The sequence below is a fragment of the Candidatus Thermoplasmatota archaeon genome (assembly GCA_022848865.1).
In the GTDB taxonomy this organism is placed as follows: domain Archaea; phylum Thermoplasmatota; class Thermoplasmata; order RBG-16-68-12; family JAGMCJ01; genus JAGMCJ01.
This window is the reverse complement of sequence record JAJISE010000015.1, coordinates 1-20,241: the sequence shown is the minus strand read 5'-3', so window position 1 is coordinate 20,241 and position 20,241 is coordinate 1. Positions and strand designations below refer to the sequence as shown.

The 20,241-nt window shown below is 56.1% G+C and carries 21 protein-coding genes; 4 read left to right on the top strand and 17 right to left on the bottom strand.

Going from position 1 to position 20,241, the window contains the following annotated elements:
• Positions 1–11: 11 nt before the first annotated feature.
• The 3 genes from LN415_04320 to LN415_04310 are packed head-to-tail and all read right to left on the bottom strand — an operon-like array spanning position 12 to position 2,277.
• Positions 12–884 carry a thiamine pyrophosphate-dependent enzyme gene (locus tag LN415_04320; protein ID MCJ2556316.1) on the bottom strand — a complete coding sequence of 291 codons (873 nt, stop codon included), beginning with the start codon at positions 882–884 and terminating at the stop codon, positions 12–14.
• Positions 881–2,017: a 2-oxoacid:acceptor oxidoreductase subunit alpha gene (locus tag LN415_04315; GenBank protein MCJ2556315.1), complete on the bottom strand. Its 1,137-nt coding sequence runs from the start codon at positions 2,015–2,017 to the stop codon at positions 881–883. The genes LN415_04320 and LN415_04315 overlap by 4 nt, the downstream gene beginning before the upstream one ends.
• Positions 2,014–2,277, bottom strand: a complete 264-nt coding sequence (locus LN415_04310; protein MCJ2556314.1) for a ferredoxin family protein — start codon at positions 2,275–2,277, stop codon at positions 2,014–2,016. The genes LN415_04315 and LN415_04310 overlap by 4 nt, the downstream gene beginning before the upstream one ends.
• A gap of 289 nt (positions 2,278–2,566) precedes the next feature.
• Here LN415_04310 and LN415_04305 point away from each other — a divergent pair, with 289 nt between their 5' ends.
• Positions 2,567–3,670 (top strand): helix-turn-helix domain-containing protein, encoded by a 1,104-nt coding sequence (locus LN415_04305; protein MCJ2556313.1) that lies wholly within the window; start codon positions 2,567–2,569, stop codon positions 3,668–3,670.
• Here LN415_04305 and LN415_04300 read toward each other — a convergent pair.
• Together LN415_04300 and LN415_04295 are read right to left on the bottom strand one after the other, a co-directional pair.
• Positions 3,667–3,942 carry a TIGR04076 family protein gene (locus LN415_04300; protein MCJ2556312.1) on the bottom strand — a complete coding sequence of 92 codons (276 nt, stop codon included), beginning with the start codon at positions 3,940–3,942 and terminating at the stop codon, positions 3,667–3,669. The two genes, LN415_04305 and LN415_04300, sit on opposite strands and share 4 nt — an antisense overlap.
• A gap of 55 nt (positions 3,943–3,997) precedes the next feature.
• Positions 3,998–4,522, bottom strand: coding sequence for a ferritin family protein (locus LN415_04295; protein MCJ2556311.1), 525 nt, complete (start codon positions 4,520–4,522; stop codon positions 3,998–4,000).
• A 152-nt stretch (positions 4,523–4,674) separates the two neighbouring features.
• Here LN415_04295 and LN415_04290 point away from each other — a divergent pair, with 152 nt between their 5' ends.
• The gene (locus LN415_04290) at positions 4,675–7,404 is read left to right on the top strand and encodes a hypothetical protein (GenBank protein MCJ2556310.1); all 2,730 of its coding nucleotides are present in this window, start codon (positions 4,675–4,677) and stop codon (positions 7,402–7,404) included.
• Between the two features lie 17 nt (positions 7,405–7,421).
• Here the strand turns inward: LN415_04290 and LN415_04285 are convergent, their stop codons facing one another.
• The 5 genes from LN415_04285 to LN415_04265 all read right to left on the bottom strand — a co-directional run bounded on the left by LN415_04285 (position 7,422) and on the right by LN415_04265 (position 12,331).
• Positions 7,422–8,552 carry a hypothetical protein gene (locus LN415_04285; protein ID MCJ2556309.1) on the bottom strand — a complete coding sequence of 377 codons (1,131 nt, stop codon included), beginning with the start codon at positions 8,550–8,552 and terminating at the stop codon, positions 7,422–7,424.
• Between the two features lie 142 nt (positions 8,553–8,694).
• Complete coding sequence (locus LN415_04280; protein MCJ2556308.1) at positions 8,695–10,152, bottom strand: hypothetical protein; 1,458 nt, start codon at positions 10,150–10,152, stop codon at positions 8,695–8,697.
• A gap of 264 nt (positions 10,153–10,416) precedes the next feature.
• Entirely contained in the window at positions 10,417–11,352 is a 936-nt protein-coding gene (locus tag LN415_04275) for an ammonia-forming cytochrome c nitrite reductase subunit c552 (protein MCJ2556307.1), read from the bottom strand.
• 42 nt (positions 11,353–11,394) lie between these two features.
• Positions 11,395–11,931, bottom strand: a complete 537-nt coding sequence (locus LN415_04270; GenBank protein MCJ2556306.1) for a hypothetical protein — start codon at positions 11,929–11,931, stop codon at positions 11,395–11,397.
• A 37-nt stretch (positions 11,932–11,968) separates the two neighbouring features.
• Complete coding sequence (locus tag LN415_04265; GenBank protein MCJ2556305.1) at positions 11,969–12,331, bottom strand: hypothetical protein; 363 nt, start codon at positions 12,329–12,331, stop codon at positions 11,969–11,971.
• 297 nt (positions 12,332–12,628) lie between these two features.
• On the opposite strand from LN415_04265, the gene LN415_04260 reads away from it, so the two are divergent.
• Entirely contained in the window at positions 12,629–14,404 is a 1,776-nt protein-coding gene (locus LN415_04260) for an ammonia-forming cytochrome c nitrite reductase subunit c552 (protein MCJ2556304.1), read from the top strand.
• 140 nt (positions 14,405–14,544) lie between these two features.
• Here LN415_04260 and LN415_04255 read toward each other — a convergent pair whose 3' ends face one another.
• The 7 genes from LN415_04255 to LN415_04225 all read right to left on the bottom strand — a co-directional run bounded on the left by LN415_04255 (position 14,545) and on the right by LN415_04225 (position 19,467).
• Positions 14,545–15,291 (bottom strand): phosphoadenylyl-sulfate reductase, encoded by a 747-nt coding sequence (locus LN415_04255; GenBank protein ID MCJ2556303.1) that lies wholly within the window; start codon positions 15,289–15,291, stop codon positions 14,545–14,547.
• Between the two features lie 73 nt (positions 15,292–15,364).
• A complete protein-coding gene (locus tag LN415_04250) occupies positions 15,365–16,702 on the bottom strand; it encodes an ArsB/NhaD family transporter (GenBank protein ID MCJ2556302.1) in 1,338 nt (445 codons plus the stop codon).
• A gap of 3 nt (positions 16,703–16,705) precedes the next feature.
• Complete coding sequence (locus LN415_04245; protein MCJ2556301.1) at positions 16,706–17,518, bottom strand: hypothetical protein; 813 nt, start codon at positions 17,516–17,518, stop codon at positions 16,706–16,708.
• 87 nt (positions 17,519–17,605) lie between these two features.
• Positions 17,606–17,824, bottom strand: a complete 219-nt coding sequence (locus LN415_04240; protein MCJ2556300.1) for a hypothetical protein — start codon at positions 17,822–17,824, stop codon at positions 17,606–17,608.
• A 208-nt stretch (positions 17,825–18,032) separates the two neighbouring features.
• Positions 18,033–18,464 (bottom strand): hypothetical protein, encoded by a 432-nt coding sequence (locus LN415_04235; protein MCJ2556299.1) that lies wholly within the window; start codon positions 18,462–18,464, stop codon positions 18,033–18,035.
• A gap of 60 nt (positions 18,465–18,524) precedes the next feature.
• On the bottom strand, positions 18,525–18,953 hold the full coding sequence (locus LN415_04230; protein MCJ2556298.1) for a GNAT family N-acetyltransferase: 429 nt from the start codon (positions 18,951–18,953) through the stop codon (positions 18,525–18,527).
• A gap of 13 nt (positions 18,954–18,966) precedes the next feature.
• Entirely contained in the window at positions 18,967–19,467 is a 501-nt protein-coding gene (locus LN415_04225) for a GNAT family N-acetyltransferase (protein MCJ2556297.1), read from the bottom strand.
• 82 nt (positions 19,468–19,549) lie between these two features.
• On the opposite strand from LN415_04225, the gene LN415_04220 reads away from it, so the two are divergent.
• Positions 19,550–20,241, top strand: a 692-nt coding sequence (locus LN415_04220; protein MCJ2556296.1) for a DMT family transporter, incomplete at its 3' end; no start/stop codon positions are given.

Genomic DNA, 20,241 nt, shown 5'->3' with positions numbered 1-20,241 from the left:
CTCCTTTCGGCTCACTTCATGAACCCCCTTTTTCTGAGCATCTGTTCCTCCAGCTCGAGGTAGGTCGGTTTCTCCGTGTCCAGGAAATCGCCCACCACTATGGGCTCCTCCCCGCGCATGTGGAGGTCCATCTCATCCCAGGAGGCGTCGTTCTTTATCACGGATTTCTCTCTGTAGTACCTCAGCTCCTCAAGTCCTTCCCCGAGCTTGTTCGGCCTGCCAAAGCCGGTGGGGCACGGGGATACGATCTCTATGAACGTGAAGCCCTTCTTCTGGAGGGCCTTCTCCATGGACTTCTCGAGATGACGACAGTGCAGGGTCGTCCATCGGGACACATAGACGGCGCCGATCGCAGCCGCCAGATATGGAAGATTGAAGGGATGCTCGAAGCTCCCGTAGCGGGTCGTCGTGGTCTTCGCTTCCACCGGCGTCGTCGGTCCCTGCTGACCGCCGGTCATCCCGTAGTTGAAGTTGTTGACGCAGATGACGTTGATGTCGACATTTCTCCTCGCCGCGTGCAGGAAGTGGTTCCCGCCTATGGCGAAGAGGTCGCCGTCCCCGCTGAAGACGGTCACACAGAGCTCCGGATTGGCGATCTTGAGCCCCGTTGCGAACGGTATCGCCCTCCCGTGGGTCGTGTGGTAGGAATCGACATTGACGTACCCCGCTATCCTTCCAGTGCATCCGATTCCGGACAACAGCACCTGCTTCTTGAGAGGAATGTCAACCCTCTCGATCGCCTGGGCAAAGCAGGTCATCGCGGACCCGAGCCCGCAGCCTGGACACCATATATGGGGGAGCCGGTCCTGTCTCAGGATGTGATCCAGCGGGTGCCCCTCAACGGTCTCGATCTTGCCCTCGTTCCCTGCTCCTTTTGCACTCACTTCGCCACCTCCTTGATCTTCTGTAGAACCGCTTCCGGTGATAGCATTCCTCCGCCCGCGTGAGTAACGCTGAGGACCCTTCCGGAGGCGAACCTCTCAACCTCTCGGGAGATTTGTCCCATGTTTATCTCCGGGACCACGAACGCCTTCGCACTCTCCGCAAGCTCCTTTATCCGCTTCTCGGGAAACGGCCAGGCGGTGATCAGGCGCATGAGGCCGGCCTTTATCCCTTCCTTCCTCGCGATGTTGACCGCCCTCCCAGCCGATCTGGATGCCGCACCGTAGGAAACGACGACGATATCCGCATCCTCCGTCTCGACTTCCTCGAACTCCCATATCTTGGGTGCGTGCCTTCTGATCTTCTCGATCAGGCGGGTGACCATCTCGTGCTGGGTCTCCTCATCGATCACGGGATACCCGCGGGCATCGTGGGTGAGCCCGGTGATGTGTATGCCATAGCCCTCTCCCGCAAGTGCCATCGGCGGGATGAGGTCCTTGTCCGGTTTGAATGGAAGGTAGTTCTTCTTGCCTTTTGGCCTCTTTCGAGATACGAGCTTTATCTTCTTCGGTCCAGGGATCACGACCCTCTCGGTCATGTGGCCGATTATCTCGTCCGCCATGACGAACACAGGCTGGCGGTACTTCTCTGCCGTGTTGAAGGCCTTGATCGTGAAGTCGAACATCTCCTGGCACGAGTTGGGAACATAGGCGATCGCCTCGTAGTCTCCGTGGGAGCCCCACTTCGCCTGCATCATGTCGGCCTGTCCCGCCAGGGTGGGCAGTCCCGTTGATGGTCCTCCCCTCTGGACATTGACGATCACGCACGGGGTCTCCGTCACTATCCCGAGCCCGATGTTCTCCTGCATCAGACTGAATCCGGGACCGGACGTCGCCGTCATCGCTTTCGCACCCGCACACGAGGCACCCAGAACAGCCGCGAGGCTTGCTATCTCGTCCTCCATCTGGATGTAGTGTCCGCCAACTTGCGGGAGGCGCAGGGCCATCCTTTCGGCGGTCTCGGTCGCGGGTGTGATCGGATATCCTCCGAAGAAATTGCAGCCAGCCGCCAGAGCACCTTCCGCACACGCGATATCGCCCAGCATGAAATGGCTTCCCGTGAGCACTGCTTTCATTTCCCTTCCTCCGTGTATATCGCGAACTCAGGGCAGATGAGCATGCAAAAATTGCAGTTCATGCAGTCATCCTCCTTGCCATCCGCGATCTTGGGCAGATGATACCCCTTCTTGTTGATCTCCTTGGACTCTTCGAGGACGCCCTTCGGACAGAACTCTATGCAGAATCCACATCCCTTGCACCTGTCCGGGATCACGTATATGTGCCCCTTCGGTGTCTTGATCTCGTCTTTGTCAAGCGGTCTGCGCCAGTACTTCAAGGACAACAACCTCCGAAAACGTAAGGTCCTCTGCGTGCGCAATGCCAGAATGCCCCACTGCCTGTTCCCTCAAGAAAACCGAAGGTTAACTGAGTCTTGGAACGGACATCCATGGGGGGACCTCGCCTCAATATCGAGGCAGACGGAATTACATTTCAAGGGATATATAAGCCTTATTTGGTGGATTGCGGGGACGCGCTTCTATCCTCGATACATGGGAATAATCGGATTATCGAACCTTCCCAAATGACGAAATACGCAATTCGGATGGAGGATATCGGGAAGTCCCATGAAAACCTTTTTGTCGATTCGCCCCCTTCTGCGGTCCGTGAGAAGAGGTCATCTCTCAGATAACGAGAAGCGGGTGCTGCACGGCCTCGTTCGTTACACGGACATGAAGGACCGAGAGCTCAGCGACATCCTCGGGATGAAGCACTCCACGGTGACCACGATAAAGCACCGGCTGGCGAAGGAGGGATACTTCTCGAGAAAGAGGATCCCTTATCTCCAGAACCTCGGTTGTGAGATGCTCGGCGTGACGTATGCGGAGTTCAACCCGGCGGTCTCTGCGGAGGCCAGGGTCGAGAGAGCGAGGGAGAGGATCGAGATCTATGACGAGCTCTTCTATTCCGTCGGTGAGACGAACTATGGGTTCTCGCTGAGCTTTTCCAAGAACTACACGAACATCGAGAAGATCAGCGACATCAGGACGCAGCTGTTCGCGGAGCTCGGATTGCTGGAAGCGACATTCCCGACGCAGATGGTCTTCCCTCTGGAGACGAGCGACATAGTCAGGTTCTTCGACTACTCGAGACTACTGGCCAGGGACTTCGGCATAGACGATGAAGATGCGGAGAGCAGGGAGGAGTTCGTGAAGGGCGACCCCGCCACTCTGAAGACGAGAGAGAAGATGGTGTTCTACGCTCTCGTGAGCTATCCCGATGCAAGGGACGGGACCATTGCCGAGAAGACGGGCCTGTCCAAGCACACCATATCCAACATCCGCAGGAGGCTGGAGAAGAGGGGACTGATCAGCACGATCACCATCCCGAACCTGAACAAGCTCGGGTTCGAGATACTCTGCCTGGGCCACACGAAGTACAGTCCGAGGACGCCCTTTAACAGCGGGACCATCGACATGAGCTATATCGACACCGACTCCGTGATGTTCCTGGCCGCCAAGAGGTTCGAGAACTTCACTCTCTCGATCTACAAGACATACGAGGACTTCAAGGTCGAGAACTCCGCCCTGATCCGATACCTGAAGGAGAACGAGATGATCGCGGACATGCCCCTGATCCGGCTGTACAGCATCAAGCGGATGATCACGATAAAGGACCTGGTCTTCGGCCCGTTCGTCAAGCAGCTCCTGGATCTGGACGTGGACTTCTAGTCACCGGTCCGATTCTCTCTCTTAAGCTCGAAGACGACCGGGTTCTTGGCGTCCGGACAGCAGAGGACGGCCACGTCTGGATCCTCTTCCCACGGGAAGGAGCCGCCGAATTGCAGCACCCGGACCGCGGGGAACATAGTGTTCATCGCGCTGGCGCATATCTTGCCTCTGTCATCTGGGTAGACGAACTCCTCGCCCACGGTGTGACCTCCTGGACATTCACCGCCCTCGAGGATCCTCGTTATCCTGATCTTGACTTTCCTGGGTCTCATCTCATCACCACTTGTGCGGGGATCGTGCGTTCCCGAAGGCCGTTCCGTCGAGCAACTAGCCCTCGAGTATCGGTGTGTAGCCGTACCAGTCACCCTCAGTCTCGAGGTAGCTGAGGTTCTCCTGGAGCAGCTTCGCGTGCGACTCCTCGAAGCGACTGAGCTTCTCGAAGAGCTCCTTCGCGGTCTCCACGCTCGTCAGCTGACCGCAATCGGAGTAGAACTCGATGGACCTTCTCTCTATGTCCAGCGCGAACTTCGTCGCCTCTATCGAGTCCATCTTCTGCGTTATCTCGTCCTTCTTCGAAAACACAATCCGAGGGTCCGGGAGATCGATGTTCAGTCTCTCGTCGCTTCTCCGGCCCTCTTTGATGTCCTTTTCGAGCTTATCATGCTCCACCTGCAGCCACTTGATGTGATCGACCTCTTGGCTCGCGAGGTACTCGAGGAGAGCTATTCCCTTGTCGCTTTCGACGAACCCCTGCACTTCCTTGTAGAAGCTGTACCCGTACTCCTCCAGCTGCATAGCTATCCTGAGAGCGTCGAGGAGTGTGGATTCGCTGCTTTTCTCTTCTGTCGCCATGATTACAACCTCTCCTGTGATTGCAGAGCCCGTAGATAAGGATGTTGCGGGGTATGGAGCGTGGTGGATGCCTGAAACGGTCATAACGTTGATATAGAATAGCCCTCATATTGCCATTAGGGTTCAGTTCAGCCATCTAGGAGGAGGCAGAAATGAAGACACGATTCACGTATATGTGGGCAATGATTCTGACCGCGGTATTTGTCAGCTCGGCATTCGCCGGGTTCAGCTATGTCTCAGAATCGTCTGGTTCGGAGGAGACTACCGAAACGGCGATAGGAAGCAGAGGCGGATCGACGCCCAGGAAGGTTCTGCTGGAGAAGTTCACGGCAGACTGGTGTCCTCCCTGCGTTTCCCAGGGACACACGATCAAGAGGCTGGAACGCGAGTTCGGACACGAGAACCTTGTCGTTCTGGTCTACCACACATCAGGCTCCGACGAGTTCTTCGTGACGGACACTGCAACTCGTCCGGGTTTCTATGCCGGTGGCGGCTACTACTTCCCGACCGTGATAATCGATGGCGGAGGTCCATACACGGGTGACAGCACTGATCCCTCACCGAACGGAGCCGAGCTTTGGGATATCGGCGGCGCGGGCTCCAGGTACGGTAACTACAACAACGACAGAGGATTGATTGAGGATGAGCTGATGCCCTCCGAGATGAGCAACCTCACCATAGAACTGTCAGGGAACATCACGGGAAACACGGGCTACGTGAAAGCTCGGATTACGGCGACCGATCCGATTACCGAATCCAACCTCAAGGTCAGGTTCATGGTCTATCAGAACCACAACTACCACAGGGATGGCAATACGGTTGAGAACGCGGCAGGACACAAGAGGGTGTACGACAGGATAGTGCGAAAAGTCCTGAACGAGGAGTCCCTCCCTCCGGGTTTCAACATGGGGGACTCGGTTGATTACTACAAGACCTTCCAGGTCGGTCCCTGGAACGGCACAGAACCCGATAGCCACGTGACAGCCGATAAGAGGAACCTCGGAGTGGCTGTATTCGTTCAGACCGACAACAGGAACATGTGGTATCATGTCGCTTATGATAAGGACTTCTTCAACGGGCCTGTGCTCCAGGCTGAGACACTCGACTTCGTCGAGCCCACTGTCTTGCTGGTCAATGGAGACAATACGGACACGATGGACGAGGGGTTCGAGAGATTCGAGGATGTAATGGCGAAGAAGGGAATCCCATACGACCTATGGGATACACTCGAAATCGGCGACAACGGCAATCAGAACCTCAGGACAATGCCGAGCATGGGTGACATGGTGAAGTACGGCGCCCTAGTGTGGTACACAGGTGAGGCAACGACCACTCTCTCCCTGACTGACAGGACCAATCTGGAGCTGTACCTCGGAGCAGGAGGAAGCCTGTTCATCACCGGTGAGGACATCGGTCAGGATGCCCAAGGCGGAGGCTGGAGCAGTTGGATGCTGACCAATCTTCATGCGAGTTTCGTCTCGGACAGTGTTCCTCAGACCACTGCGGACGGGATTCTGGCCGATCCGATAACCAACGGGTTAGCCGCTCTCGACGTATTCGACTCTTCTCCTAGTCGCATCTCTCCAGGCATGGGTGCCGATCAGATCCTGGTCTATACTGGAACCACTAACACTGCCGGCCTGCGAGCGACACACGATGCGGACTCGAGGGTGGTTTACATCTCATTTGACTACTTCGAAGGGACCGACACATATCCCTCAGACGCGAACGCCGAAGCCGTGATGGAGAACACCGTCTACTGGCTGGATGGAGTTGCGCCGCCATTAGTACAGGTCACACGGCCTACCGCTGGGAGCCTCGTCATCCGTGAGACCGAGTACACGATTGAGTGGTCCGCTCACGACGTCGAGATCGCAGTGGACGGAGTCGATATCGAATACAGCACCGATTCCGGATTCACGTGGAACCCTGTCGCTTCAGGAAATGTTAACGATGAAGCCCACTACTGGTCTGTTCCTGCGGTCTCGTCAAGCGACTGCAAGGTCAGGGTGTGTGCCCGAGACTCGAACGGCCAGCAGTCCTGTGACGAGACTGGACTCTTCAGAATCGGAACACCCAATTTCCCGCCAGAGCCACCTCTGCTCACGGGAGCGTACCTCAGTGGCGGTTCTTCGGACGTGACACTGGAGTGGGTTGGTTCCGCCGATGATGGCGGAGGCTTCAACGATGTCGTGGAGTACGACATCTACACATCACCAACTCTGGGTGGCCCTCAGAGCTATGTCGGCAGCGAGCCGGCAACCGGAGCGGCGACATATTCCTGGGCATGCATGGGATGTGGCGACGGTGACCCGAACACGTACTTCTTCCATGTCTGGGCAGATGATGGCGAGGAAGTTACACAGTCCTCAGAAGTCGCTGGCAAGTTCGTCAGGCCCCTTTCGGCCGGATGGAATCTTGTCTCCTTCCCACTTGCCCCGATGGACACTTCTGCGGGAACGGTCCTGCAGACGGTCGCCTCGGGAAGAGCTGTCTACTACGATGCGGCCGATCAGGCCGACCATTGGAAGAGCCACGACGCAGGACAGAACATCAATGACCTGGGGACCATCGATCGGACCATGGGATTCTGGCTGTACACGCCAGTACCGGACGACTTCGTGGTTGCCGGTCTGGTTCCGACATCCACCAATATCGATCTGAAGAAAGGATGGAACCTTATCGGATTCCCGTCCTTCAGCACCGTTTACACCATACAGAACGTGATGTCTGTGACAGATGTGTCGGAGGCCGAGGCCTTTGACCCTGCCGCCACGCCACATCTCCTGCGGGACATATCACCTGCAGGCTCAGACTTGATGGTCACTGGATACGGCTACTGGATGCACTCGACATCAGTGGACACCTGGATAGTCCTCTGACCGCACGGTGTGAGCGATCATTCTGGAGGAGCTCTACGGCTCGATAGCGTCACAGCGACTATCACGACGACTATTATGATGACTATGGCCAGAACGACCCATATCATTGGGTCCAAGGATTCCGCAGGCGAATCCCAAACGCTGGGGTCGAGCGGGTCATAATCTTCCTTGTCGTCGACACCGTCTCCATCCGTGTCCGCCAGCGTCGGGTCAGTGCCCTTATCGGCCTCCTCCGCGTCCGTCAGACCGTCGTTGTCGTCATCGTCATCAGAGTTGTCTCCTATCCCGTCCTCGTCGTTGTCGTTCCACTCGGTGTTGTTCAGCGGGAACGCATCATCGTTGTCATTGTAGTCGTCATCATCCGTGTCCGGATCTATCGGACTCGTTCCCAGGGCCGCCTCCTCTAGGTCCGTCAGACCGTCGTCATCATCATCTTCGTCAAGGTAGTTCGGAGTGCCGTCCCCATCGGTGTCGATGTCCGCGACATCCAACGGAAGGGTGACGTTCGCTGCCATGGTGCGATTCGTCACTGTGATGTTCAGGTTGTACGAGCCATGAACGCTCGGCGCGGCGAGGGCGAACGAGTAGTTCCCGTTGCTGTCCACGTATGTTGTCCACTCCTCCGCTGTTTCAAGGATCTCGAGTTTCACAGGTGATTGCTCGGCCGGTGCGCTGTCGTTGCCGTCGTACACTGCAGTTCCGTTCACCCAGAATGGATCGTCGATCACGGGATAGCTCGTAGTGGCGTTGGCGGTCAGATTGATCCAGTGGACGATTGGGAAGTACTCCAGGGCGCTCGCGTTGTTATGGAAGAACTCGTCTGATGCCGATATCTGATAGTCACCGTAGTCGCAACCAGATGGCATCGTGTATTCGGTTCCATAGACAGAGTCCCCGTCCGGATCGCTCATGGTCTCAGGATTGCAGGTACCCTCGAAGCATATATACAGTTCGACCAACCAGATGACGTCGGAGTCGATCACGGTCGCGTTGAATGCCACGACCTCCCCCTCCATCGGGTACTTCTGGCTCCGAATTACGTTCGTGATCTCTGGGGCCCAACTGTCCGCTGTGCTTGGCGGGACGAATATGAGCACCGCGGAGGCCAGGAGAATGGCACCGATGACTATCGCGGTCGTGGTTCTCATGATATCGAGAGTAAATTGCCCAGATACGATATAACTCTTACCCAAGTTGCGCGTCGACAGGGCCACGGCTGTGTCAGAGTGAAAAAAAGGAAAAGACGGGATAGCCCAAACTATCCCTTATTCCGAGAGGCATTGTTGCTGGTTACTCGATTGTTGGCGGCTCCTCTTCCTCGTAAGGCTCTTCAGGAGGTGCTCCTCTTCGCCTCGAGGCTGCCACTACCGCGATGATGATCACAACGATGATTATCACCGCTAGGGCAAGGTAGATCCACATCATGTCCAGCGGGGCTTCTTCCGTGACTTCAATCTCGTGAGGCGACGTTGTTGGATTTGTTGCTGGCGAAGTGGCCACGTTCACGCCGTCCGTAGCAGAGATGTAGTATTCCACTCCGTCGGTTGTCACCGCCGAGGCCGGTATCGTAGCTGTATAGGTGTCACCGGACACACTCATAGTGGCGCTCGTGTAGGTTGCATCACCCTGCTTCCTGTAGTAGAGGGTTGCACTCTCTACGCCAACATTGTCCGTGATCGTGGCTTCGATCGACACCTCTTTGTCGGCTGTGGCACTCTCCACGGGCGTGTGAGTTATCGTCGGGTCAGTAGTGTCCGCGGCTTGAATATCAATAGTATAGCTCCCAGTCAGATTCTGGTTATCGCTCGTGTCGTTTGCCCAGATGAAGTATTCCAATGTACCTGCAGAAGACTGCGCTGGTATCGTGTAGTTGTATGTGTCTCCCGTCACCAGTATCATTGTCTCGTTGTGATGAGCGCCACCAACGTCCGTGTAGTCAAAGTGAACCTCATCGACGGCAGCGTTGTCAGTTACGGTGGCGGAGATGTTGAATGTCACGCCAGCATTGGCGGTAGTCACCGGCGTATGATCTATTTCGGGAGCATCGGAGTCCACCGAGACGGTGATTGTGCTTGTGGCTGTTAGGTTCTGGTTATCCTCTGTGTCGTTTACCCAGATGAAGTAGTCTGCAGTTCCCGTGGAGGTCTGCGCTGGCATGCTGTAGGTATATGCGTCTCCATCCTCGGTCATTGAGACATTGAATCCAATGCCAGTCACATTTGTGTAGTTCAGCCAGACTTCGTCCAGTTCCACGTTGTCAGTCACGGTGGCGGAGATCAGTATCTCCACGCCTACCCATCCTTCGGTCACCGGTGTGTGGTCGATTTCGGGAGGCACATCGTCCACCGAGACGGTGATCGTGCTCGTGGCTGTTAGGTTCTGGTTATCCTCTGTGTCGTTTACCCAGATGAAGTAGTCTACGGTGCCCGCAGGAGACTGCGCTGGTATGGTGTAATTGTATATGTCCCCATCGGGGGTCATTGTCTCATTGAATCCAATGCCAGTCACATTTGTGTAGTTCAGCCAGACTTCGTCCAGTTCCACGTTGTCAGTCACGGTGGCGGAGATCAGTATCTCCACGCCTACCCATCCTTCGGTCACCGGTGTGTGGTCGATTTCGGGAGCTTCGGTGTCTTGAGCAATCACTATCGTGGTGCCCAACATCACGGTGCAGAGAAGCGCGGCGAAAAGGACCAGTACGCACGCAAATGGCCCACTATGCTTACGGAATAATTCCATAGATCTCATTCAATCTCCTCCGAAGGCATCTTCCCATCCCTTCGGTTGTGTATTCTCATGGTATTATAAATCTCTTGTTGTGGTAATCGGGCTATTCCATGAAATCGCAGGTTCCCGATGATGACACACAATCGCCTTCCATAATTCCCTAGTCTCGTAACTCTTACCCAATATGCGCGTCGACAGGGCCACAGCTGTGTCACAGTGAAAAAAAGAAGAAGAGAGGATAGTTTGCACTATCCTTCATCGAAGTCCGAGAGGCATGATTGCTGGTTACTCGATTGTTGGCGGCTCCTCTTCCTCGTAAGGCTCTTCAGGAGGTGCTCCTCTTCGCCTCGAGGCTGCCACTACCGCGATGATGGCCACAACGATGATTATCACCGCTAGGGCAAGGTAGATCCACATCATGTCCAGCGGGGCTTCTTCTCCATCGGTCGTGACTGGCGTCAGGTCGTCAATCACGCTTTGAGCGGTCGCCTCAGCGTAGTCGAGGATGGCCATCTGGAAAGGATTGTTGTGCACTCCCCCGGAACGGTCTGACAGAACGTACTCGTACGAGAAGTTGGCATCGTCAAACGCGGCTTGTGCCCCGGCTATTTCTTCCTCATTGAAGCCCAGACCCTCCGCAGCAATCAGCGCGTTCCTGGCCTGCTCTATCACGGTATCGACATCCGCCTCTCTGGCGGTGTAGTTCGCCATCCATTCGTCGATTAGGTTCACTGCTTTCTGTTCCGTCTTCGGGGAACCGCTCACTCCGTCATGACAGTAAGACGTGCACCCGTTGGGCATGCCGTGGTCGATGGTCTCCTGTGGATTAGCGAAGCCGAAGGTATGGGTCGGTATATCGCCCAGAACTGCGCTTGTGGCAACCAGAACCATGTGGCAGTCAGTGCACCCGACGTCTCCGTTCATCCAAGGGCTGCCGTCCAGCCCCGTGACGTTGATATTGCCCTCGATTAGTTCAGTGTTCGGATGATGCGGCGTGTCGCCCGGACCCGCATTCTCTGAATTGTGGCACTGCTCGCAGGTCTCGTCTTCAGACTTCCAGAGCATCTTGTCGTTTGCTGGATTCCCATGAGGGTTGTGGCATCTCGCGCATTCGATACTCCACAGGGCAGTTTCCTTTGTCGGCAGGGGGCCTCCATGCTTCTCGGCGAGCCAGTAGTCCGCGGAGTGACACTCCAGGCACGCGTCCTCTCCGAACGGCAGCGTCGTTATAGTTGTCAGGGCGTTCGCATGGGCCGAACCCGCTCAATCGATGTACTGTTGAAGGTGTATTCTGGACATGTTGTTTGGCCAGAATGCGTCAGGATCGTTGATAGGGTCAACCCTGTCGAGGTAGTCTGTGATGTCGTCTCCCGGGTGGTACTTGCCGTCAGCACCCCAAGGCCATACGATCGACATGCCACCCTCGGTGGCCATGCTGGCACCTCTGCCGTGACATTGTCCGCAGATTCGGGAGTCGGCTGACCTCCATATGAAATCGGGATCCTCGGAGTGATCGCCACTAGGTCCGTGGCACGCCACGCATCCAACAGCCGTCTCCGAGTAATTCGCCACCCACTCCGCACCGACGTACGCAATCGTCGTACCGGTCGTATGGCAGCCTGCGCACTGCCTGTCCCACGAATGTTCATAGGCAGGCGTCTTCGGAATGCCGGGCGTATCGAACCAGTTGCCCAAGTCGTAAGGCACCCATTCCGCCGTCACAACGTTCCATTGGAGCGGGAGGGTATACCTGCTGTTGCCGATTTCCGTAACGTAGCGCTGCCTCCATTCGACCCCCATGACCTTCCAGACCGTGTAGTTATGGCCGCTTCCCAGGTCAACGTGGTAAGTATCGGACCTCGTGCAGCGTGATATTGCCCCAGACGCCGTCCTCGGTCAGGTTCAGGGCTCCAGTCCAAATCGTTGGGATGATTGTCTCGGTGCTAGGGTCCTGCAGCGACTTACTGTGCAGAGAGCCCTGCCAGGTGTCGTATTTGAAGGCGTAGGCGGAACTGTTGTGGCAAAGGGCGCACTGGTCCAAACCGATGTACGTCGCCGTGTCCATATATGAGTTGTCCGCTTCGCCGCGCGTGCTTCTGACTCCATCAGCAGATGCTGACGTCTCAATGTGGATCAGAGCCATCAGGGTCACAAGGGCTGCAAACAAACCTATCGCAACCGCAATCTCTCTTCTCGTCATGGCTTCTCTCTCCATTCGGTAGCGTTTATGTTCGTCTTAGATGTAGAAGAGGAAACCTGCCTAGAAAGCCCATTGTGTTGTCATGTATAGGCAAAAATCACAGTGTTATGGATGTTATCTCGACTTGAAGTTGCGATTATCGGTGAAAGTGGGTGAGGGGTCAATTCAGCCAGTTATTAGAGCGAACGTCCGCGCTTGACGAAACCCAACTATTCATGTCGATATTCTTAAATATGCTGACTCCGTTCCCGTGGCAATGGTTTCAATTGAAACCAACTCGCCGCGAGAAGGATCCTCATGAACAGAAAGATACTGTTTCTGATAGCCGGAATCGCAATAACAGTAGGTCTTCTGCTAGTGTTCTCACAGATCGACAGTAGCAGAGAGACCGTAGACACGTCTGACCAGGGCACCAGAAACCCCGCCAACTACAAGGGAGTTGCGTACTGCGAAGGTTGTCATGACACCCAGGTCGAAGACTGGCATACGACGTTGCACGGCACGGATTTCGCTAACAACTGGAGCTATCAGGGCACCCCCACAAACAAATTCACGTACGCAGGGGGGTCTTGTTTGCCCTGTCACGTTGTCGGCTACAATGAAACGTCCATCGGTGGCTACGATCCAGGCCTACCATGGAACGATTCATACAACCTGCCGTTGCTGGGAATCCAGTGCGAGGTCTGTCATGGACCGGGCGGTGACCATCCAGGTCCCGACATTCCCACTAACGCCGCAAGCACGATCAATACTGACCGGGACCCGTACGCCGGATCATGCGCTGGTACCGACGAGGCAGGATGCCACGGCGGAGACGGTCAGTTCGGTGATGACACAGTGATGGGATGGAACGCCTCCGCTCATGCACCGTGGGACAACAGAGCACAGACCGATCCAGGTGGTTTGAACACATACTGTGCGGAGTGCAAGTCCCCATCTCAGTGGGATCCGGCTGCGACCTACGGGACCGCGGTCGACATACCAAAAGATGAGTGGCGAGGCATAACTTGTGCCGATTGTCACGATACACACAGCGCAACAGCTAACGATTATCAGCTGAGGCAATCCCCCGAGGACGTATGTACAACTTGCCATACCTCAGGAGGGGCGACATCACCCAGCTCACCACATCATTCACAGAGTGAGATGAGGGAGGGGATTACAGGCTCCGAAATGGGAGCTCCCTTCATGGGCACAGTGGAATGCACGAGTTGTCACATGTACAACACGCCACGCGGCGTGACTCCTGCACTCCAGGGACACTACTTCGAGCCCACCCCGCAGGCCTGCTGGGATTGCCATCAGACAGGAGGAATCCCGCCTGAGCTCATAGACAACGCGACCGCACAGGCTGAGATAGACGCATGGCAGGCAGACGTGACCTCACTGATCAGCGATGTTGAGGATAGTGTTGCAGATGCGGAAACGGCACTCGAAGCTGTGTTGACTGCAGGAACCGCGAGCGATCACACGCTGACCATAGCTCAGAATCTGCTTGACAACGCTTCGTTCAATCTGCACCTCGTGGAAGAGGATAAGAGCCACGGTGTGCACAACTACTACTACGCGCTAGAGCTGCTTGAGGCCGCTGACGAGTTCTCGCTGCAGGTCATCGAGGTCCTGAACGCTCCCAACGTTGTGACCGGATTGACGGCGACAGCGAAGGACGACAGAGTGGAACTGAGCTGGACTGCAAGCACTGCGGCGGATTTCGCCTACTACAACATCTACGCAAGCACTGACGACATCACCAATGTGAGTGGCCTGGCACCTGTTGGCACCGTCTTTGACAAGACGACGACCACATACGAGGTGGCAGGACTCGACGGCAAGCACTACTTCGTGGTCACAGCCGTTGACTTCGACGGGAATGAGATTCCGACTGGAATGACCTCAGCATCCGCATCGCCTGCAGCCATTGAAGGCGAGATGCCAATGTGGTCCTGGATAGTCATAGTCGCGCTTGTCGTCCTAACGATCGTCGCACTGCTGGCCGCCGTTATGGCCAGGAGAGGAAGCGGCCCAGCCGGGGAAGAGTTCGAACCTGAGGCTCCTGAGTCACCAGAGGAATAGGCCAACCTTCCGGGAACTGTATCAGTCACAACCATATAGCCTGGGCTTCGCCCGAAGTGCGCTCCCGATAATCGGTGGCAATGAGACATCCGGAATAGGAAAACCTATCCAGGCAATTCCAGAATGGATCCCAGTCCACGTCATTCACTGTCGGAGGAGTCCATGAGGTGCATCCCACACTCCTTCTTCTCCTTCCCGTGCCACCTGCCTGCCCTCTCGTACCGCCCCCACGTTCCGGCAAGAGTGCACGGCTTGCATCCCAGGCTCGCGTAACCCTCATCGTACAGCGGGTTGTAGGGAATCCCATTGTCCTTGATGAATCGCCACACCTCATCGTTTGTCCAGTCAACGATCGGATTGACCTTCGTAGGCATCCCTTCGTATTCCTCGACCCTCCTGAGGTTTGTTCTGAATTCCGTCTCATCACTTCTGAGACCTGTTATCCACGCGTCCAGGTTATTCAGGTATCTTATCGTGGGTTCCACTTTCAGGACCTCGCAACACAGCTTCGGGTCGCGCGAATAGAGGTCCTCGCCGTGCTCTGCCTCCAGCTCGTCCTTGCTCACGGACGGGGATATCTCTTCCAGGTTGAGGTCCCACTCTTCCTTCAGCCTGTTCTTGAACTTCTCCGTCTCTTCGAAGCCGTATCCGGTTCTGATCATGAAGACCTTGATCTGTGGGTCGATCTCGCGGGCCAGACTGAGAACGGTGACGCTGTCCTTCCCGAAGCTGCAGGCAAGGGCCACTCTCTCGAACTCGCTGATCGCCCATCTGAGCGTCAACTTCGTGACTTCGAGCTTCTCCTGGAAATCCTTCACGGGAATGAATATGCGAATGTGCTTTTCCCTTTTTCGCCTCCGAACGGCGGTTCCGAGCTCTAGATCCACCTCACATGCTCCGATTGAGCGAGAACGGCCCCGGTCACGGAATGGGAGGTGGACGGTTCATCGTAGTCCTGGGCTACATCAGGGAAAGCTGGATTGCCACGGTCAGTAGCAACAGTCCGGTTCCCACAATCAACGTGAGAATCATGAACGGGAAGGCCTTGCGCATGAAGTATCGAAAGGTTATCTGAAACCCGAACTTCTCGGAAATCCCCACGGCAATAAGATTTGCCGGTGAGCCAACCAACAGACCATTTCCCCCGAAACACGCACCAATCGACAGCGCCCACCACATTGGATTGATGAAGAATCCATCCAGGTTGAAATATGGCTCCATAGCGAAGATGATCGGAATCATCGTGGCGGTCGCGGGGATGTTGCTCAGGGTGGCAGAAGTCATCGCGGAGAACCATATGATGAACACCAATGCCACAAGTAGATTGCCTCCTGTAAGGCCGACAAGAGCATCTCCAACAATATCCATCACCCCGACTTGAACCAATCCTCCTACGAAAACGAAAAGGGCTGCGAAGAAGATAAGCGTAGACCAGTGGACGTGCCTCAGCGCATCCTCGGGATGTATCCTTCCCCAGACGAGCAATGCTACAGCACCTAGAATCGCAATGACAGAGGCCGGTACGTGGAGTATGTGGTGAATCCCGAAGAATATGATGACGATTCCCATCACGATGAGAGACTTCTTGAGAAGTTTCATGTTCTTAATCTCATCCCATTCATTCACCTTGAGAATCTCTTCGAGATTGCTCGGGGTTTGCTTGATCTCCTCCCTGAACATCCGCTTGAATAGGGGGATGGCCACAAGCATGGTGATTATCACGATTGGCGTGACATGAATGATGAAGCTCATGAACGATATGTCCGCGGCACTGCCGATCATGATGTTCGGCGGGTCTCCGACGAGTGTAGCCGCCCCTCCAACGTTGGATGCAAGTATCTCAACCATAATAATGGGGATAGGGTTCAACTCGAGCCTCTTCGCAATCGCTATCGTGATGGGTATCAGCAGAAGAACGGTGCTCACGTTGTCGAGAAACGCCGAAGCGACGGCGCTGACGATTCCGAGCATCAGCATGAGCCCCCAATAGTTGCCCGAGACTGTCTTCGTCATTCTGATGGCCACGAATTCGAAGAACCCTGTCTCAGCGATCACGCCGACAATGACCATCATCCCGAACAGGAGACCGAGAGTGTTGAAGTCTATCGCAATGAAGCCCAGGTCGGGTGTGTACAGACCATCGCTAGGTTGGAAATAGCCAAAGAGGAGGTGGGCGACAATCATCGCAGCGGCACCCAATAGCGCGACCGTTGTCCTGTGCAACTTCTCCATGATCATCAGGACCAACGTGCCGACGAAAATGACGACAGTGATTGCCTGGATCCAAGCCTCGACCATCGTCTACCCCCTTCCTCCTTCTACCAGTAGCACGGGGATCGGGGCGTAGAAGAGTATGTTTATCTCGCCTTTCGACAGGGGCAATGTTCTCACGACCATCCTGAGCTGGTCCCTCAGCCTGTACCCTCCCCGGCTCATCACAAGGAAGTCGAATTCCTCGAGGAACTTCGGTATCTCCTCCTTCATGCTCCATTCGAACTCCTTGATCTCGAAATCGACCTCGTTCTCTTCCGCGAGCCTGGAGAAACCCTCGTAGACCGACCTTCTCACCTTCTTTCCCGCATAGCTCATCCCGCACGTTGCCCCGAACTCCTTGCAGAGCAGCAGGCCCCGCTCAGCCGCCAGCCACGACTTCGGCGAGTCCCCCACAACGATGAAGATCCTCTTGGGGCGACGGAGCTCCGGCATTCTGTCGAGGATGAGGACGTTCTTGATGGGCGTCCTGAATATCTTCTCCACGTGCCAGCATACGTGGGTCCGCTTCTGGTCCATTTCCATGGGAGTCTCCGTGGCGACCAGGTCGATCCTCTCCCGCCTGACGTAGTTCTCCACGATGGCCTCGAAGTTGCCCTTGTAGAATCCCTTCTTTGCCTGTATGCCCATCGCCTTCAGATTGTCAACGCAATGGAAGAGGGCGCTCACCGCGCTTCGCTCCAGCGAGTCGTCCACGAACGAGGTTGCAGACATAATGTCATAGCTGTAGTCCACGATGCTCACGACGTGGTACTCCGCATCGGGGAAGAGAATAGGGGTATACCTGAGCAGGGAATCGATGAGCTTGTAGTTGTCAGCGATGATCATTACCCTCTTGAACATCAGATCGTCTCGGCTCTATGCTCATTCAAGAAGGACTACATAAACGTCTGCCCGTGGGTTCAAGAATCGGGTCAGAACGAGGGACCGCTACCTCGATCTCATGGCGACCGCGGCGACGACAGCCACAACCAGGACTATCAGGCCAAGTGCCAGAGATGTCATCCCTGCTGGGAGATAGGGCTGTATCATATGTACGTCCGGGGGATCGCCTGCCACGATCTCCGTTTCCGTGATCATATATCCAAAAACACCGATGACGAGGAGAACGCCCGCCGCAGCGAGGAGAACGACAACCTCCGCCCTCACGGGACCGACCTCCTTTCCTCTGAAGCAACTGTATTATGCCAGCTGAGGCCTGATGCGAATATTTCGTACATCCTCGTCCCCTATCGGAAGAGTGCAGTCGCACTCAGTCTAATATACTATAGGCATTCCGATGACTTAAATGTTGCTGAGCCCTTATCGAGGAAAGTGAACGAATCAGTGAGCCGTGCGGCCTTCGACGGCTCGTGCTCTATGCCCTGATGACGACCTTGTCACCGAATACCTGCGGCATCAGCATCCTCGCCTTGTCAAGCTCGGGAGAGTATGCGAAGATGAAATGGACCCAGCCCTTGGCGGTATCGAAAAGGATCTCGCCCCCGCCCTGAGGGTGTCTCGTCAGAGTGACGGTCTTGATGTCCTCAAAGGGGACAGCGTAGTTCCACTGGTGTCCCTTGAGCATTTCCTCCAGGTCCTTCCCCTGATAGAAGGTCCTCCACTGGCTCGCGGCCTGGGGGTCGCCTCCTGACCACGTGACGTCATGGAACAGGCTCGACACGGGGTCCAGCGTTTCGCCGATGTACAACACGACCACTCTCTTGTCCGTGAGAACGACGTCGTAGTCCCGGTTCTCCTTCCTCATCGTCAGCAGGACGCCCTTTATCTCTTCGTCTTGCGATTCCATGTTCGATCCCGCAACAGGAAAACTCACATCGTTCATATTTCTTTCTGAGATTCGGGCGTATCAGACCTCATCGCTGTCCCTCTTGCTGAGGTACGCTATCGAGCCGTAGGGTTCGTATCCCATCTTCTCGAAGAACCTCTCCGACGCCTCGTTCGGCGTCTCTATGAGGACGCCTATGATTCTGTTTCCCCGAAGCCGCAGGCGCTCCTCCATCTCGCGGAGCAGTGCGGTGCCTATGCCTTTTCTCCCATGGTCTGGATGGACCGCGAGCCTGTTCACCCAACCCTTGCGGGTGTCATCGGTCCCGATGACGACGCCCACGAGGACCGGACCCTCGAACGCTCCCAGGAAGAGCTCCGGTAAGAGCCCCATCTGCCTCTCCATCTCCTCGCTGCTGTCCCTTCCCTCGGGCCTGTGGGAGATGCCGGATTCCCGCCAGAGCTCGATCATCGCATCGTAGTCCTCGATTGTCAGTTCCTTCATCTCCATCGCCACGCACCCCCTAGTCGAACCACTTGCTGACGACCATGACATCCACCTTCCACCAATGGCGGGTCAGATTGCACTCCGGGACCCATCCTCGCCTGAAGAGAAGCCTTACGGCGTCCGTCAGGCAGGGAAGGATCACCAAGGAGATCTTGTGGCAGCCTCTGTCCATGACATACGCCTCGACCGCTTCGAGCAACTGGTTCCCGAGGCCTTGCTTCCTGGACTCCGGCGTGACACCCATCCAGCCGAGGCTCGCCACGCCGCTCTTGCCGACCACGTGTCCGCTGCAGACGCCCGCGATCCTCCCCTCCTCTTTGGCGACGAGGGTGAACGCGTCCGGGAGCCCCATGTGTTTCCTGTATTCCTCAGCGCTGTGGCGGGCCAGATCGGACTCCATCGCCTCCCTGGGATAGTAGTCCTTCTCCCAACGCTCCCAGGCGTCCCGCATGCAGTCTCTCGTCGCCTCCGCAGCCTCCTCCACATCCTCATCGGCGAGTTCCTCTATGATTGCCATCGTCGGGGGGATTGTTCTCCACCGAAAAAAGCTTTCCCAGTGCCCCTCCCAACGGATCAGAGGGCCTCGGAGGAACAATAAAATGCGAGCGCTCACATGGTGGTTCGTGTCTCCGAAGATGAATCCTCGGACGGCCATTCCCATCGCGATAGTCTCCGTGTCCTTCGCATCCATCTTCATCAAATGGAGCGACGCGCCCTCTCTCGTGATAGCCTTCTACAGGCTCGCGTTCGCGACTCTGATACTCCTGGTCCCGACGCTTGTGTTCCAGGGAAGGGATCTCATCCGACTTTCCAGGAAGGAGGTGCTCACACTGACCCTCGTGGGGCTCGCGCTCGCCTTCCACTTCGGGTTCTGGATATCCTCTCTGAAGTACACGTCCGTCGCGAACTCGGTGATACTCGTGAGCACACACCCCATACCCATCGCCATCATCTCCCACCGTTGGCTGGGCGAGAGGACCGAACGCACCGCGGCGGTGGGCATAGCGGTCGCCCTCTTCGGGATGGTGCTGATCGGCGTCAGTGACGCGGCCCTCACGACGGAGAGCCTCATCGGGGACATCCTCGCCCTGATGGGGATGGCCGCCCTGGCGGCGTATCTTCTCAGCGGGAGGAGTATCAGAAAGAAGATCCCGATCCTGCCGTACGCCTTCGTCGTCTACCTGGCCGCGACCGTGTTCCTGCTGCTGGGATGTCTCGCTTTCGCGACACCGCTCTATCCATATGCCCGAGAGGAATGGATCCTCTTCCTCGCTCTCGCCGTCATCCCCAT

Bases quoted from the DNA above. Each gene is read 5' to 3' on its own strand.
- LN415_04230 (MCJ2556298.1), bottom strand. From the start codon at position 18,953: ATGGAGATGAAGGAACTGACAATCGAGGACTACGATGCGATGATCGAG.
- LN415_04265 (MCJ2556305.1), bottom strand. From the start codon at position 12,331: ATGACGAGAAGAGAGATTGCGGTTGCGATAGGTTTGTTTGCAGCCCTT.
- LN415_04270 (MCJ2556306.1), bottom strand. From the start codon at position 11,931: ATGGGGGTCGAATGGAGGCAGCGCTACGTTACGGAAATCGGCAACAGC.
- LN415_04315 (MCJ2556315.1), bottom strand. From the start codon at position 2,017: ATGAAAGCAGTGCTCACGGGAAGCCATTTCATGCTGGGCGATATCGCG.
- LN415_04280 (MCJ2556308.1), bottom strand. From the start codon at position 10,152: ATGAGATCTATGGAATTATTCCGTAAGCATAGTGGGCCATTTGCGTGC.
- LN415_04250 (MCJ2556302.1), bottom strand. From the start codon at position 16,702: ATGGTCGAGGCTTGGATCCAGGCAATCACTGTCGTCATTTTCGTCGGC.
- LN415_04225 (MCJ2556297.1), bottom strand. From the start codon at position 19,467: ATGGCAATCATAGAGGAACTCGCCGATGAGGATGTGGAGGAGGCTGCG.
- LN415_04305 (MCJ2556313.1), top strand. From the start codon at position 2,567: ATGAAAACCTTTTTGTCGATTCGCCCCCTTCTGCGGTCCGTGAGAAGA.
- LN415_04290 (MCJ2556310.1), top strand. From the start codon at position 4,675: ATGAAGACACGATTCACGTATATGTGGGCAATGATTCTGACCGCGGTA.
- LN415_04295 (MCJ2556311.1), bottom strand. From the start codon at position 4,522: ATGGCGACAGAAGAGAAAAGCAGCGAATCCACACTCCTCGACGCTCTC.
- LN415_04300 (MCJ2556312.1), bottom strand. From the start codon at position 3,942: ATGAGACCCAGGAAAGTCAAGATCAGGATAACGAGGATCCTCGAGGGC.
- LN415_04285 (MCJ2556309.1), bottom strand. From the start codon at position 8,552: ATGAGAACCACGACCGCGATAGTCATCGGTGCCATTCTCCTGGCCTCC.
- LN415_04245 (MCJ2556301.1), bottom strand. From the start codon at position 17,518: ATGTTCAAGAGGGTAATGATCATCGCTGACAACTACAAGCTCATCGAT.
- LN415_04235 (MCJ2556299.1), bottom strand. From the start codon at position 18,464: ATGGAATCGCAAGACGAAGAGATAAAGGGCGTCCTGCTGACGATGAGG.
- LN415_04260 (MCJ2556304.1), top strand. From the start codon at position 12,629: ATGAACAGAAAGATACTGTTTCTGATAGCCGGAATCGCAATAACAGTA.